Origin of the sequence: Pseudomonas morbosilactucae (assembly GCF_023241715.1) — a bacterium.
GTDB classification, from domain to species: domain Bacteria; phylum Pseudomonadota; class Gammaproteobacteria; order Pseudomonadales; family Pseudomonadaceae; genus Aquipseudomonas; species Aquipseudomonas morbosilactucae.
The window spans coordinates 1-14351 of the sequence record NZ_JALQCW010000048.1; the positions used below are offsets into that span (position 1 = coordinate 1).

Annotated in this window: 13 protein-coding genes, 2 tRNA genes and 1 pseudogene; 11 read left to right on the plus strand and 5 right to left on the minus strand. The window is 62.3% G+C overall.

Translation table 11 applies throughout. The features are described from left to right. Nucleotides 1-160: 160 nt before the first annotated feature. A tRNA-Glu gene (locus tag M1B34_RS18465) sits at nucleotides 161-238 on the plus strand. A gap of 3 nt (nucleotides 239-241) precedes the next feature. After that, nucleotides 242-317, plus strand: a tRNA-Gly gene (locus M1B34_RS18470). Between the two features lie 114 nt (nucleotides 318-431). Here the strand turns inward: M1B34_RS18470 and M1B34_RS18475 are convergent. Together M1B34_RS18475 and M1B34_RS18480 are read right to left on the minus strand one after the other, a co-directional pair. Continuing rightward, entirely contained in the window at nucleotides 432-1067 is a 636-nt protein-coding gene (locus tag M1B34_RS18475; RefSeq protein ID WP_268265905.1) for a LysE family translocator, read from the minus strand. A gap of 62 nt (nucleotides 1068-1129) precedes the next feature. Continuing rightward, nucleotides 1130-1756 carry an alanyl-tRNA editing protein gene (locus M1B34_RS18480; RefSeq protein ID WP_268265906.1) on the minus strand — a complete coding sequence of 209 codons (627 nt, stop codon included), beginning with the start codon at nucleotides 1754-1756 and terminating at the stop codon, nucleotides 1130-1132. A gap of 88 nt (nucleotides 1757-1844) precedes the next feature. Between M1B34_RS18480 and M1B34_RS18485 the strand changes: the two genes are divergently transcribed. Next, complete coding sequence (locus M1B34_RS18485) at nucleotides 1845-2810, plus strand: LysR family transcriptional regulator (RefSeq protein ID WP_268265907.1); 966 nt, start codon at nucleotides 1845-1847, stop codon at nucleotides 2808-2810. Between the two features lie 87 nt (nucleotides 2811-2897). Here M1B34_RS18485 and M1B34_RS18490 read toward each other — a convergent pair whose 3' ends face one another. Both M1B34_RS18490 and M1B34_RS18495 read right to left on the minus strand, forming a co-directional pair. Further along, entirely contained in the window at nucleotides 2898-3305 is a 408-nt protein-coding gene (locus tag M1B34_RS18490; protein ID WP_123330309.1) for a PA2817 family protein, read from the minus strand. An 86-nt stretch (nucleotides 3306-3391) separates the two neighbouring features. Then, nucleotides 3392-5838 (minus strand): annotated as a pseudogene (locus M1B34_RS18495) (acyl-CoA dehydrogenase). 217 nt (nucleotides 5839-6055) lie between these two features. Between M1B34_RS18495 and M1B34_RS18500 the strand changes: the two are divergent. The 4 genes from M1B34_RS18500 to M1B34_RS18515 all read left to right on the plus strand — a co-directional run bounded on the left by M1B34_RS18500 (nucleotide 6056) and on the right by M1B34_RS18515 (nucleotide 9222). Beyond that, nucleotides 6056-6715 (plus strand): transglutaminase-like domain-containing protein, encoded by a 660-nt coding sequence (locus M1B34_RS18500; protein ID WP_268265927.1) that lies wholly within the window; start codon nucleotides 6056-6058, stop codon nucleotides 6713-6715. A gap of 42 nt (nucleotides 6716-6757) precedes the next feature. After that, on the plus strand, nucleotides 6758-7381 hold the full coding sequence (locus M1B34_RS18505; protein ID WP_268265908.1) for a glutathione S-transferase family protein: 624 nt from the start codon (nucleotides 6758-6760) through the stop codon (nucleotides 7379-7381). 132 nt (nucleotides 7382-7513) lie between these two features. Continuing rightward, the gene (locus M1B34_RS18510) at nucleotides 7514-8446 is read left to right on the plus strand and encodes an ABC transporter ATP-binding protein (protein ID WP_268263732.1); all 933 of its coding nucleotides are present in this window, start codon (nucleotides 7514-7516) and stop codon (nucleotides 8444-8446) included. Then, the gene (locus tag M1B34_RS18515; protein WP_123330318.1) at nucleotides 8443-9222 is read left to right on the plus strand and encodes an ABC transporter permease; all 780 of its coding nucleotides are present in this window, start codon (nucleotides 8443-8445) and stop codon (nucleotides 9220-9222) included. Before M1B34_RS18510 ends, M1B34_RS18515 begins: the two co-directional genes overlap by 4 nt. 57 nt (nucleotides 9223-9279) lie before the next feature. Here M1B34_RS18515 and M1B34_RS18520 read toward each other — a convergent pair whose 3' ends face one another. Continuing rightward, nucleotides 9280-9795: a DUF2062 domain-containing protein gene (locus M1B34_RS18520; RefSeq protein ID WP_123330320.1), complete on the minus strand. Its 516-nt coding sequence runs from the start codon at nucleotides 9793-9795 to the stop codon at nucleotides 9280-9282. Between the two features lie 141 nt (nucleotides 9796-9936). Between M1B34_RS18520 and M1B34_RS18525 the strand changes: the two genes are divergently transcribed. The 4 genes from M1B34_RS18525 to lpxK all read left to right on the plus strand — a co-directional run bounded on the left by M1B34_RS18525 (nucleotide 9937) and on the right by lpxK (nucleotide 14341). Then, nucleotides 9937-12168 carry a DNA internalization-related competence protein ComEC/Rec2 gene (locus M1B34_RS18525; RefSeq protein ID WP_268265909.1) on the plus strand — a complete coding sequence of 744 codons (2232 nt, stop codon included), beginning with the start codon at nucleotides 9937-9939 and terminating at the stop codon, nucleotides 12166-12168. Between the two features lie 102 nt (nucleotides 12169-12270). After that, entirely contained in the window at nucleotides 12271-12906 is a 636-nt protein-coding gene (locus tag M1B34_RS18530) for a MotA/TolQ/ExbB proton channel family protein (protein WP_185039164.1), read from the plus strand. Next, nucleotides 12903-13331 (plus strand): ExbD/TolR family protein, encoded by a 429-nt coding sequence (locus M1B34_RS18535; protein WP_268265910.1) that lies wholly within the window; start codon nucleotides 12903-12905, stop codon nucleotides 13329-13331. Before M1B34_RS18530 ends, M1B34_RS18535 begins: the two co-directional genes overlap by 4 nt. Further along, nucleotides 13331-14341: a tetraacyldisaccharide 4'-kinase gene (gene lpxK / locus M1B34_RS18540; protein ID WP_123330328.1), complete on the plus strand. Its 1011-nt coding sequence runs from the start codon at nucleotides 13331-13333 to the stop codon at nucleotides 14339-14341. The genes M1B34_RS18535 and lpxK overlap by 1 nt, the downstream gene beginning before the upstream one ends. Nucleotides 14342-14351 lie beyond the last annotated feature (10 nt).

Here is a 14351-nt window from a genome sequence, read left to right on the forward strand (position 1 = left end):
TCCATAAATCTCGGAACCGGGTGCAAAGCACGGCGAAGTCATTGATTTAAATAAATTTATATCAGGGGGTTGACGACCCCTCAAACCATCCATAGAATGCGCGCCACTTACAGCGTAAAGCACACAGCGAAACGCGGTAGGGAGTGAATGTTGTACGTGTGTCCCCTTCGTCTAGTGGCCTAGGACACCGCCCTTTCACGGCGGGTAACAGGGGTTCGAGTGCCCCTAGGGGACGCCATTTGCGGGAATAGCTCAGTTGGTAGAGCACGACCTTGCCAAGGTCGGGGTCGCGAGTTCGAGTCTCGTTTCCCGCTCCATTTTCACAAAAACGCCGCTCATTGAGCGGCGTTTTTGTTTGTCTGCGATTTATACCGCCTTGCAAAAAAAGCCCGTCAGCTTTGCTGTACGGGCTTTTGCGTGTGTGGTGCGGGTTATATCGAGAGAATCAGGCGGCCAGCGAACAGCACCAGGATCAGCCCCATGCTTCGTTCAAACCAATGCCCCAGGCGCATAAACAGCGAGCGCACGCCGGGTTTGGAGAAAAACAGCGCCACGGCGATAAACCACAGGGCGTTCACCAGGCACATCCAGGCCCCGTAGAGTGCCTGGACCTTCAGCGGTGTCGAGGCGCTGATCACGGTGGTGAAGATGGCCAGGAAAAACAGCGTGGCCTTGGGGTTGGTGGCGTTGGTCAAAAAGCCGGTCATAAAGGCTTTGCCGGCGGTCTGTTGCAACTCCAGTTGTTCGAGGACTTCTCCCGGCAGCGAGGCTTTGGGTTGGCTGCGCAGCAGGCTGACCCCCAGGTAAAGGATGTAGGCGCCGCCCAGTACCTTGGCCGCACTCAGTAGCCAGGGCGTGCTGTGCATCAGGGCACCGACGCCCAGCAGCGTATAGAGCACGTGCACCGAGATCCCGGCGCCGATTCCGACGGCGGTGCAGATGCCGATCAGTCGACCAAAGCGTACGCTTTGGCGGATGGTCACCGCGAAGTCGGGTCCTGGGGCAACCACCGCCAGAAAGTGGATGGTAGCCAGAGCGATAAATTCGCCCAGATAGGGGGAAGGCATAAAGAAGCTCCGCGAGGCGCAGGGGACGATTGACGAGGTAAAAGGGGGCAGGGGAGCGGGTTTCAGTCCAGGTCGTAGAGCACGGCCAACACGCCTTTTTTCTGGGTGATCGAGGTGATTCTCACCTGGCCCAGCTCCAGCAGGCTGCGCACGTGGGTGCCGCCACAGCCATAGGCGGGCAGGCTGCCAAAACCAATTTGACGCAGGCCGATGTCCAGGCTGATTTGCCGTTCCAGGTCTTCGGCGATCCACTGGTCGAGGCGTTGTTGCACCTGTTCTATGTCCACTGGCTGCGGATCGTCGCCCGGCTTGAATGACACCTTGCCCTCACCAGGCCAGTGATGCGCCTTGATCGGTGTCCAGCCCAGCGCTTGTACGCAATGGCCGATCAAGTGCCCGGCCGAATGCATGCGGCTGTTGAAGAGGCGTCGGGCTGCATCGACGTGCGCGGTCAGCAGCCCCGGTTCCACGGCCTGGCTGACGTAATGCAGGACGCGCTCGCCGTCTTGGAGTACCCGCAGCACCTGGCTGTCGCCGATCCAGCCGGTGTCCCAGGGTTGGCCGCCGCCTTGGGGATGAAAGATCGTCGCCTGCAACTCCACGACGAACTCATGCTCGTGGGGCGTGCAGTGCAGCACCTGTACCGGGTGTTGTAGAAGGTCGTGCTGGAAAAACAGGCGCTGCGTCATGTTCCGGGTCCTGAGTGGAGGAGGTTTTTATTATGTGGCCAGGCGGATTGCGTGATAATCCGTTCACATCTCAAAGGACTGTTGCGCCATGAGCATAAATCTTCCCCTGCCGCTGCTCGGTGAAATGGCGATTTTCGTCAAGGTCGTGGAGACCGGCAGCTTCTCCGAGGCGGCCCGGCAAATGGGCACTTCGCCGTCAGCGGTCAGCCGCAGCATTTCCCGGTTGGAGAAGGCCCTGGCCATGAGGCTGCTGCAACGCACCACGCGCAAGTTGCGCTTGAGCGACGGCGGCGAGGAGGTGTTCAAGCGTTGCAGCGAAATGGTCAGCGCCGCCCGTTCGGTGATGGAGATCAGCGGGCAGTTCACCCAGGAGCCCGAAGGTATTGTGCGAGTCAGCGTGCCCAAGGCCGTGGGGCGTTTTGTCGTCCATCCCCATATGCCGGAGTTTTTGCGGCGCTACCCCAAGGTTGATGTGGAACTGCTGCACGAAGACCGCGATGTCGACCTGATCGACGATCACGTGGACCTGGCCATTCGCATTACTGATCGCCCGCCGGTGGGGCTGATCGGGCGCCAGCTATTGCGCATCGACCACTTGCTGTGTGCCACGCCGCGCTACTTGGAGGAGCGCGGAACGCCTGCCCATCCCCATGACTTGCTCGAACACAGTTGTATCTACCTGGGTGAAACCCCCAGCGATGCCCGCTGGAAATTCCGTCGGGGCAGCAAGTCGGTCACGGTCGGGGTGCGCGGGCGTTACGCGGCCAACCACACCGGCGTGCGCCTGGATGCGGTGTTGCAGCATTTGGGGATTGGCAGCTTGCCGTATTTCACCGCCCGGCATGCTCTGGAGCAGGGGTTGATCGTGCAGGTGTTGCCGGAGTGGACCTTTCTCGCCTCCTACCACGGGGGTGCCTGGTTGCTGCATTCGCCCACCCGCTATCTGCCGCCCAAGCTACGGGTGTTTATCGACTATCTGGTGGAGTGCCTGGCTCGGGAGCCGACCTTGGGGCGGCCGAGCCTCGGAGTGGCGGCACTGGGCAGCGGGCAATAGGGCGTCCTGGGAATCGCTTGCACCTGACACCATAAAAAAGGCCCGCCGGTCGAACCGTGCGGGCCTTTTGTGTGCCTGGCGCAGCAATCAGTGCTTGCTGTCGTCGGCGGAAAGCGCCAGCAGCTGTTTTTCCTGGTTCCAGTCGAAGGGCTCGTCGTTCTGTTCGGCTTCAAAACGGCGTTCTTCGAGGGCCTGGTACAGGTCGATTTCTTCGTCGGGCATGTAGTGCAGGCAGTCACCGGCGAAGAACCACAGCAGGTCCCGTGGCACCAGGTGCGCCACTTGCGGGTAGCGTTGCATGACCTGGCACAGCAGGTCCTGGCCCAGATACTGGCTTTCAATCGGGTCGATGGGCAGCGAAGCGCGCAGTTCGTCGAAGCGCTCCAGGAACAGGGCATGGCTTTCTTCGGGAACCTGTTCGGCTTCACCTACCGCGACCAGGATGCTGCGCAGGTGGTCCAGCAGGACCAGATGATCGGCGACGACGTTGGACATGACAGGGGTCCTCAAGAGCAAAACGGGCGCGGGAGTATATAGCTCCCGCGCCCGGTTTCATAATCGCCCCGCTGTGGGGCCAGGGTTCAGCGGACTTTGCCTTCGCTCAAGGTCAGCTCGTCTTTGGCGAAGTCGTCCACATCGATGACCTTGCGTCGCGCCGCTTCCGCCTCGCGCAGGCTCTGTGCCTCGGCCGGTTGCAGGACCCCGGCTTCCAGTGCCGCGTCGATGGCGTGTTCGCCGGCAGCGGGTTTGACCTGGCCGCTTTTCAGCGCTTCGTGCAGGGTCTTCTGCAGGGGATGGGCAGCGCTCAGCAAGTCGCAGGCATGTTGCAGGGCACCCACCGGATCGTCGTTCGATTGCGGGCGATAGCAACCGGCAAGCACCGCTTCCAGGGCCGGATCGCCCTTGGCGCGACCAATGATCGCGGCCACTTCGGCGTCCAGTCGGTCCGACGGGCCTTTGTGCCGGCGACCGAAGGGGAAGACCAGTACCCGCAGCAGGCAGCCGAGCGTACGGCTGGGGAAATTGCTCAGCAGTTCGTCCAGGGCGCGTTCCGAGTGGCCGAGGCTTTCTTCCATGGCCCAGGCGAACAGCGGCTGCAGATACTGCGGCGAGTCCAGGTCGTGGTAGCGCTTGAGCGCGGCAGAAGCCAGGTACAGATGGCTGAGCACATCACCCAGGCGCGCCGAGAGGCGTTCACGACGTTTCAGCTCGCCGCCCAGAAGCATCATGGACAAGTCCGCCAGCAAGGCGAAGGCGGCAGCCTGGCGATTGAGGGCACGGAAGTAGCCCTGGCTGAGCTTGTCGCCCGGGGCCTGCTCCAGGTGGCCAAAGCCCAGGTTGAGCACCAGGGTGCTGGCGGCGTTGCTCACGGCAAAGCCGATGTGCTGCAGCAGCAAGCCGTCGAATTCTTTCACGGCCTGGTCATGGTCTTCGCGACCGGCCAGGGCCATTTCCTTGAGCACGAAGGGGTGGCAGCGGATCGCCCCCTGGCCAAAGATCATCAGGTTGCGCGAAAGGATGTTGGCGCCTTCCACGGTGATGAAGATCGGCGCCCCCTGCCAGCTACGGCCCAGGTAATTGTTGGGGCCCATGATGATGCCCTTGCCGCCGTGCACGTCCATGGCGTGGCCGATGCATTCACGGCCGCGCTCCGTCAGGTGGTATTTGAGGATCGCCGAGAGCACCGAGGGTTTTTCCCCCAGGTCGACGGCATTGGCGGTGAGCATGCGGGCGCTGTCCATCAGCCAGGCGTTGCCCCCGATGCGGGCCAGGGCTTCCTGGATGCCCTCGAAGGCCGAGAGCGGAACGTTGAACTGCTCACGAACCTGGGCGTACTGGCCGGTCACCAGGCTGGTGAACTTGGCGGCGCCGCTGCCCACGGCCGGCAGGGAGATGGAGCGGCCCACGGACAGGCAGTTCATCAGCATCATCCAGCCTTTGCCGAGCATGTCCTGGCCGCCGATCAGGAAATCCAGGGGGATGAACACGTCCTTGCCGGAGTTGGGGCCGTTCATAAAGGCGGCGCCCAGGGGCAGATGGCGGCGGCCGATGTCCACGCCGGGGGTGTCGGTGGGGATCAGTGCCAGGCTGATGCCCAGGTCTTCCTTGTCGCCCAGCAGGTGGTCCGGGTCATGGGCCTTGAACGCCAGGCCGAGGAGGGTGGCGACCGGGCCCAGGGTGATGTAGCGCTTTTCCCAGTTCAGGCGCAGGCCGAGGGTTTCCTCGCCTTGCCATTGGCCTTTGCAGACAATCCCGGTGTCGGGCATGGCGCCGGCATCAGAGCCGGCCAGGGGGCCAGTGAGGGCGAAGCAGGGGATGTCGTCGCCCCGGGCCAGGCGCGGCAGGTAATGGTTGCGTTGTTCGTCGGTGCCGTAGTGCAGGAGCAGTTCGGCCGGGCCCAGGGAGTTGGGGACCATCACCGTGGACGCCAAGTCACCGCTGCGGGTGGCCAGTTTCATCGCCACTTGCGAGTGGGCGTAGGCGGAAAAGCCCTTGCCGCCAAACTCCTTGGGAATGATCAGGGCAAAGAAACCGTGCTCCTTGATATGGGCCCAGGCTTCGGGCGGCAGGTCCATGGACTGGCCGATCTGCCAGTCGCTGACCATGGCGCAGAGCTCTTCGGTCGGGCCGTCGATAAAGGCCTGCTCTTCCTCGGTCAACTGGGCCTTGGGGTAGGCCAGCAGTTTGTTCCAGTCCGGGCGCCGCTAAATAGCTCGCCATCCCACCACACGGTGCCGGCATCAATGGCATCGCGTTCGGTCTGGGACATGGGCGGCAGGACTTTCTGGAACCAGCCGAACATGGGGGCGCTGAAGTATTTACGGCGCAGGTCCGGCAGCAACAGGGGCGCGGCGACGGCGGCCAGCAGCACCCAGAAAATCAGCAGGAGCCAGCCCGGTGAGCGGCTGAAGGCACCCATCGCCAGCAGGTAGACCGCCACGGCGCCGAGGGCGGCCAGGGGCGCGACGCGGCGGTGCGCCAGGTATGCGATCCCGAGTACCAGAACCAGTATCCACAACAACAGCATATGCAATCCTCCATGAAGCCAGGGGCAAAATAACCCTCAGAGCTTAGTCGGCATCCGCTGAAGCGGATGGCCGGAACGGTGCGTTGGCAGCGATGAAAAAACAGCCGCTGGGGCGCGCTTGGGCAGGTGGGTGCCGGCACTGAGATTTGGCCGAAACGTCGTTATCGCTGTGGCGGACGCCCCGATAGACTCGGAGCTTCACTTGGAGGTCATCCTCATGCGCCCGTACCTGAGTCCCAGTCGCTTCATCGATAGTGACCACCCTGCAGTGGTGGAGTTCGCCGAAACTCACCGCGGTGCCAGTGCCGATCCACAGCAGCAAGCTGTCAGCCTCTATTACGCCGTGCGCGAAGCGGTGCGCTACAACCCCTACACCTTCAGCCTGGACCCGCGGACCTTGCGCGCCAGTCATGCCCTGGCCACCGGTGAAAGTTACTGCGTGCCCAAGGCCACGCTGTTGGCCGCCTGCGCCCGGCACTGCGGGATTGCCGCGCGGATCGGCCTGGCGGACGTGCGCAATCACCTGTCCACCCCGCGTCTGCTGGAGTTGCTGCGCAGCGATGTGTTTGCCATGCACGGCTACACCGAGTTGTACCTGCAGGGGCGTTGGGTCAAGGCCACCCCGGCATTCAATCAGGGCCTGTGCGAACTGTTCGATGTGGCACCGTTGGAATTCGATGGGCTCAATGACAGCGTGTTTCACCCGTTCAATCGCCAGGGCGCGCAGTTGATGGAGTACCTGGTGGATCACGGCCAGTTTGCCGACGTACCGCTGCCGTTTTTCTTCGAACACCTGGAAAAATGCTATCCCCATCTGTTCGCTGACCACCTGCCCCAGAGCCTGGGCGATATGCAGAGCGATTTGAGTCGCCTGTGAACCGGCGTAGACTGCCCCGGCATTCATTAGCGAGGAGCGGTCATGCTGAAGATCTGGGGTCGGAAAAACTCGTCGAACGTGCGCAAGGCACTCTGGTGCGCCGAGGAGCTGGGCCTGGCCTACGAGGCCGTGGACGCGGGAGGTGCCTTTGGTGTGGTGAACACCCCGGAGTACCGGGCGCTGAACCCCAATGGCCGCATCCCTTTGCTGGAAGACGATGGTTTTGTGTTGTGGGAATCCAACACCATCGTGCGTTACCTCGCGGCTCGGCATGTTGCCAACAGCCATTGGTATCCCGCCGATGTGCAGGTCCGGGCCAGCGCTGAAAAGTGGATGGACTGGACCACCTCGACTTTTGCCGAACCCTTCCGCCAGGTGTTCTGGGGTGTGCTGCGTACCCCGGCCAAGGAGCAGGACTGGGACAAAATCAACGCCGCGAAAGCCACCTGCTGTGAACTGTTGTCGATGGTCGAGCGCACCTTGAGCGAACAACCTTATCTGTCCGGAGCTGAAATTGGCGTGGGCGATATTCCCCTGGGCAGCTTTATTTATGCCTGGTTCGAGATGCCCATCGAACGTCCGTCGATGCCCGCCCTAGAGGCTTGGTACGGGCGTTTGCAGGAGCGTCCGGCTTACCGCAAAGCCGTTATGACCGCGTTGACTTAATAGCCAATATCAACACGCGTGACTGTACTTGTGGGGCGTCGGCAAGCACCATTGGTGGCTTCCGGCGCCGTTGCAATGCTGACGAGCCGCCCTTATCTCTAATGCTTTCCCTTCCTTGGTGCGTAATCCTTTATGAGTTCCGCTCTGTCCATCCGGCAGCTAACCAAAACCTACGGCAACGGTTTCCAGGCCCTGAGTGGTATTGATCTGGACGTCGCCGAAGGTGACTTTTTCGCCTTGCTCGGCCCTAACGGCGCCGGCAAATCCACGACCATCGGCATTCTCTCGACCCTGGTGAACAAGACCAGCGGCACCGTAAATGTCTTCGGCCACGACCTGGACCGCGAGCCGGCGGCGCTCAAGCGCTGCATCGGCGTGGTGCCGCAAGAGTTCAACTTCAACCAGTTTGAAAAGACCTTCGACATTGTCGTGACCCAGGCCGGCTATTACGGCATTCCGGCGAAAATCGCCAAGGAACGGGCCGAGCAGTACCTGACCCAGTTGGGGCTGTGGGACAAGCGCGATGTGCCGTCGCGTTCGCTGTCCGGCGGCATGAAGCGGCGGCTGATGATCGCCCGGGCCCTGGTGCACGAGCCGCGCCTGCTGATTCTCGATGAGCCCACCGCCGGCGTGGACATCGAACTGCGCCGGTCGATGTGGACCTTCCTCACCGAACTGAACCAGAAAGGCATCACCATCATCCTCACCACCCACTATCTGGAGGAGGCTGAGCAGCTGTGCCGCAACATCGGCATCATCGACCATGGCACCATTGTCGAGAACACCAGCATGCGTAATCTGCTGGGCCAGTTGCATGTGGAAACCTTCCTGCTTGACCTGAAAAACAACCTGTCGGTGGCGCCGCAACTGCTGGGCTACCCCAGTCGCATGCTGGACAGTCACACCCTGGAAGTGCAGGTCGACAAAGCCATGGGTATTACCGCGTTGTTCACCCAGTTGGCGGCGCAGAACATCGAAGTGCTGAGCCTGCGCAACAAAACCAATCGCCTTGAGGAGTTGTTTGTGTCCCTGGTGGAGAAAAATCTGGCGAAGGTGGCGGTATGAGTTCCGAACTGCAACCCAACCTCGTCGCGCTGCAAACCATCGTTTATCGCGAAGTGAAGCGTTTTACCCGGATCTGGCCGCAAACCCTGCTGCCGCCGGCCATCACCATGGTTCTTTACTTCGTCATCTTCGGTAACCTGATTGGCCGGCAGATCGGTGACATGGGTGGCTTCACCTACATGGAGTACATCGTGCCCGGGCTGATCATGATGTCGGTGATCACCAACTCCTATGGCAACGTGGTCTCGAGCTTCTTCGGCAGCAAGTTCCAGCGCTCGATCGAAGAACTGATGGTGTCGCCGGTGTCGCCCCACACCATTCTCATTGGTTACACCTTGGGTGGCGTGCTGCGCGGCTTGATGGTGGGCGTGATCGTGACCCTGTTGTCGTTGTTCTTCACCAAGCTGCAAGTGCATCACTTGGGCGTCACGGTGCTGGTGGTGGTACTGACGGCGACGATTTTCTCGTTGCTGGGGTTCATCAATGCGGTGTTTGCGCGCAACTTCGATGACATCTCGATCATCCCGACCTTTGTGCTGACGCCGCTGACCTACCTGGGCGGGGTGTTCTACTCCATCACTTTGCTGCCGCCGTTCTGGCAGACGGTGTCCCTGGCCAACCCGGTGCTGCACATGGTCAACGCTTTCCGTTTCGGCATCCTGGGCGTCTCGGACATCAAGATCAGCGTGGCCATCACCTTTATGCTGGTAGCGACCGTGGTGCTCTACATCGGTTGTGCCCGCCTGTTGGTGAGTGGGCGTGGCATGCGCCAGTAAGCTTTTCTTCTGCGGCATAAAAACGCCTCCCTTGTGGAGGCCGTTTGCGTTGTGGGGTTACAGGCGGCTCTGTTTGCGCCGCCGCCATTGCCGTGCGACCCACCAGCGCCAATAAAGCATGGTCAGGCAATAGGCCAGTGCGCCGAGCAGCAACCCGGCCACCACCGAGCCCAGTAGGAAGGGTTGCCAGAGGGTCGACAGTTGGCCGCTGATCCATTCCCAGGTCAGTTCGTCCGGCAGGCTGCGGGGCGGCACGTTCATCAGCCAGGCCCCGAGCTGGTAGGTACAGAAAAACACTGGCGGCATGGTAATGGGGTTCGTCAGCCAGACTAGGCTCACGGCAATTGGCATATTGCCGCGCACCGAAACGGCGAGCGCCGCGGCCAGAAGCATTTGCATCGGAATCGGGATAAAGGCAGCGAACAGGCCAACGGCCATCGCACGGGCGACGGAATGGCGGTTGAGGTGCCAGAGGTTGGGATCGTGCAGCAATTTGCCGAGAAAGCGTAAGGACTTGTGTTCCCGGATGCTGGTCGGATCTGGCATGTAACGTTTGAATAAGCGCCGGGGCATAAGGCTTCTCGGTCGGTGCAGGCGGCAAGTATGACCGGATTCTACGGATCACAAATTCAGACTTTGTGACAAATGATAAAGCTGGCACTCCGAGGACTGGGCTAAGCCAAGAGAAGGGCAGTAACTCTCAAGGACGAGCTGATGCGCACAGGGATGCTGGCGCTGGCCGCGGGGCTGCTGGCACTGCGTTCTCTGCCAGTGCTGCCGCCGGGCTGGCTATTACTGTTGATGCCGATTCTGGCGTTGATGCTGTTGCCGTTTCGTACATATCCGGTGGCATTTTTTCTCTTCGGTTTCACTTGGGCCTGTGTTTCGGCGCAGTCGGCGTTGAGTGATCGCTTGCCCCGGGAGCTGGATGGGCAGACGCGCTGGGTCGAGGGGCGGGTGGTGGGCTTGCCGCAGCAGGCGGGGCGGGTGGTGCGTTTCCAACTGCGCGATGGCCAATCACGGCGCGGCCGCTTGCCGCGCCTGGTGCGCCTGTCCTGGCACGACGGCCCCAAGGTCAATAGCGGCGAGCGCTGGCGTCTGGCTGTCACCCTCAGGCGCCCAGCCGGGCTGCTCAACCTGCAGGCGTTTGACTTCGAAGCCTGGCTGTTGGCGCAGCGTATTGGCGCGACCGCAACGGTCAAGGATGGCCGCTTGCTCGGTCCGGCAGGCTCGTCCTGGCGCGATGGCTTGCGCCAGCGTCTGTTGAGTGTCGATGCCCAAGGGCGAGAAGGCGGGCTGGCGGCCTTGGTCATGGGGGACGGTTCCGGGGTGTCGAGCCACGACTGGCAAGTGCTGCAGGACACCGGCACCGTGCACCTGATGGTGATTTCCGGGCAGCACATCAGCTTGCTGGCGGGGGTGGTCTATGTGCTGGTGGCGGGCCTGGCGCGCTACGGGCTATGGCCGGGGCGTTTGCCTTGGCTGCCCTGGGCCTGCGGCCTGGCGTGGGTGGCAGCCCTGGTTTATGGCCTGTTGGCGGGTTTTGACGTGCCGGTGCAGCGGGCCTGCGTGATGATCGCCCTGGTGCTGTTATGGCGCCTGAGGTTTCGTCATCTGGGGGCCTGGTGGCCGCTGCTGCTGGCCTTGAACGCCGTGCTGCTGTTCGAGCCGCTGGCCAGCTTGCAGCCCGGCTTCTGGCTGTCGTTCGCGGCGGTGGCGGTGCTGATCTTCACTTTTGGTGGTCGTTTGGGCCCTTGGCGTTGGTGGCAGAGCTGGACTCGCGCTCAATGGTTGATAGCCATCGGGCTGTGCCCGGCCATGCTGGCCCTGGGCTTGCCCATCAGCCTCAGTGGCCCCCTGGCCAATCTACTGGCCGTGCCCTGGATCAGCTTGGTGGTGTTGCCGCCCGCGTTGTTGGGCACCTTGTTGTTGCCTGTGCCTTATGTGGGCGAGGGGCTGCTGTGGTTGGCGGGCGGATTGCTTGAAGGGTTGTTTCGCTTTCTCGGCTGGCTGGCGGCGCATTGGCCGGCCTGGGTCGCCCCGGTCATTCCCCTTTGGGCCTGGTGCATCAGCAGCCTGGGGGCGTTGTTTTTGCTGCTGCCCAAGGGCGTACCGCTGCGCCTGCTGGGGTGGCCCTTGTTGCTGCTGGCGGTGTATCCACCGCACAAGGCCGTGCCCCTGGGGCAGGTCGAGGTCTGGCAACTGGATGTGGGGCAGGGCCTGGCCTTTGTCCTGCGCACCCGGGAACACGCAATGCTGTATGACACCGGCCCGCGTTTCGGTGATTTCGACCTGGGGCAGCGGGTGGTGCTGCCAGCTTTGCAAAAGCTGGGAATCAAGCGGTTGGACCTGATGTTGATCAGCCACGCCGATGCCGACCACGCGGGCGGAGCCCTGGCCGTGTGGCGGGGCTTGCCGGTGGTCGAAGTGCGTAGCGGAGAAGCCGATGCATTGCCGTCGAGCCTGCAGTCCGGGCCGTGCCAAAGTGGCTTGAGTTGGCAATGGGACGACGTGCGTTTCACCCAGTGGCAATGGGCGGCGGCCGAAGACGGCAACCAGCGTTCCTGCGTGCTGCTGGTCGAAGCGCGCGGCGAACGCTTGTTGTTGACCGGTGATATTGATGTGCGCGCCGAGCGGGCCCTGCTCGCCAGCTCGCTGGCGGTGCCGACTCAGTGGTTGCAGGCGCCCCATCACGGCAGTGGCACCTCATCGTCCATGGCGCTGCTCAAGGCGCTTTCGCCTACAGCGGTGTTGATTTCCCGAGGGCAGGGCAACGCTTTTGGTCACCCTCATCCCGTGGTGATGGCGCGCTATCGGCAACTGGGCCTGGCTATTTATGACAGTGCCGAACAAGGTGCGGTGCGCCTGCAGCTGGGGGCATTCACGACGGCGACCCGGTTAAGGGCCGAGCGGCGTTTCTGGCGCGACGTGCCGCGAATGCCTTAAATAACCGTGAGTTATTAAAGGCGGGGAACATGCGACATCACGGTCTTCGGTGCGCCTGGACCCTATGTTAGAGTGGCGCACTTTTTCGAGGGGACTGTCACTGTGTGGGAATTGGTCAAATCCGGCGGCTGGATGATGTTGCCGATCATTCTGAGTTCCATCGCAGCACTTGGCATCATTGCCGAACGCCTGTGGACCTTGCGCGCCAGCCGTGTCACGCCGCCCCATCTGTTGGGCCTGGTCTGGCGCTGGATCAAAGACAAGCAACTGAACAAGGACAAGCTCAAGGAGCTGCGGGCCGATTCCCCCCTGGGCGAGATCCTCGCCGCCGGCCTGGCCAACTCCAAGCACGGTCGCGAGATCATGAAGGAGTGCATTGAAGAAGCCGCGGCCCGGGTTATCCACGAGTTGGAACGCTACCTCAATGCCCTCGGCACCATCGCTGCCATGGCGCCTCTGCTGGGGCTGCTGGGTACGGTGCTGGGCATGATCGATATCTTCAGCTCGTTCATGGGCTCGGGCATGACCACCAATGCGGCCGTGCTCGCCGGGGGTATTTCCAAGGCACTGATTACCACGGCAGCGGGCCTGATGGTGGGCATCCCGGCGGTGTTCTTCCACCGCTTCCTGCAACGGCGCGTCGATGAGCTGGTGGTCGGCATGGAGCAGGAAGCCATCAAGTTGGTGGAAGTGGTGCAGGGCGACCGTGACGTCGATCTGGTTGAGGGCAAAGCGTGAAATTCCGCCGCAAACCTCGGGAAACCGTCGATATCAACCTTGCGTCGTTGATCGACGTGGTGTTTATCCTGCTGCTGTTTTTCGTCGTCACCACCACGTTCACCCGTGAAACCCAGTTGCGCGTCGACCTACCGGAAGCGGTCAGCGGCTCGCCGGCCGAAGACCAGCAGGTCAAGCAACTGGACATCGCCATCAGCGCCGACGGGGTGTTTTCGGTGAACAACCAGGTCTTGCCCAATAGCGACCTGGCCAGCCTGATCGAGGCCTTGCAGAAGGAATCGGCGGGAGACACCCAGATGCCGCTGTCCATCAGCGCCGACGGCAAGACCCAACATCAAGCGGTGATCACCGCCATGGACGCGGCCGGCAAGCTCGGCTTCAGCCATCTGCGCATGACCACCGTCGAGGCGGCACCGGCACCCTGATGGCTCTTTCCGATCGTTTGCTCGCCGCCTGGTACAACGGCCACCCCGGGCTGCAACTGTTGCGGCCCCTGGAGTGGTTGTACCGGCGGGTGGTGGTGCGCAAGCGCCAGCGGTTCCTGGACGGCGAGGGCACGATCTACCAGCCTCCGGTGCCGTTGATCGTGGTGGGCAACATCACCGTGGGCGGGACCGGCAAGACACCGCTGATTTTGTGGATGATCGAACACTGCCGGCGCCGCGGCCTGCGGGTGGGCGTGGTAAGCCGTGGTTATGGCGCCAAGCCGCCGCAATTGCCTTGGCGGGTCGAGGCTGAGCAAAGTGCCGATATCGCCGGCGATGAACCGTTGCTGATTGTGCAGCGCACCGGTGTGCCGCTGATGATTGACCCCGAGCGCAGCCGCGCGGTGCAGGCCTTGCTGGCGGCAGAGCCTCTGGACCTGATTCTTTCCGACGATGGCATGCAGCATTACCGCATGGCCCGGGATCTGGAACTGGTGCTGATCGATGCCGCCCGTGGCCTGGGCAACCGCCGTTGCCTGCCGGCCGGTCCGCTGCGTGAGCCGTTGGAGCGTCTGGAGAGCGTGGATGCCTGCCTTTACAACGGCGCCGAGGCCGACCGCGACGACGGTTTTGCCTTTCGTCTGGAGCCTTCTGCGCTGGTCAATCTGCGCAGTGGCGAGCGCCGTGCGATCACCCACTTTCCGCCGGGCCAGGCGCTGCATGCCGTGGCCGGCATCGGCAACCCGCAGCGTTTCTTCAACACCCTTGAAACGCTACACTGGCAGCCTGTTCCCCATGCTTTTGCCGATCACGCCGAATACAGCGCCCAAGCCTTGAATTTCAGCCCGTCCCTGCCTCTGGTCATGACCGAGAAGGATGCGGTGAAGTGCCGTGATTTCGCCGCTGCCGACTGGTGGTACCTGGCGGTGGACGCGGCCCCTTCGCCGGCGTTCGTGGCCTGGTTCGATACCCAGCTGATGCGCTTGCTGCCTGATCGTCTTTTGCCTTAAAACGCTGTTA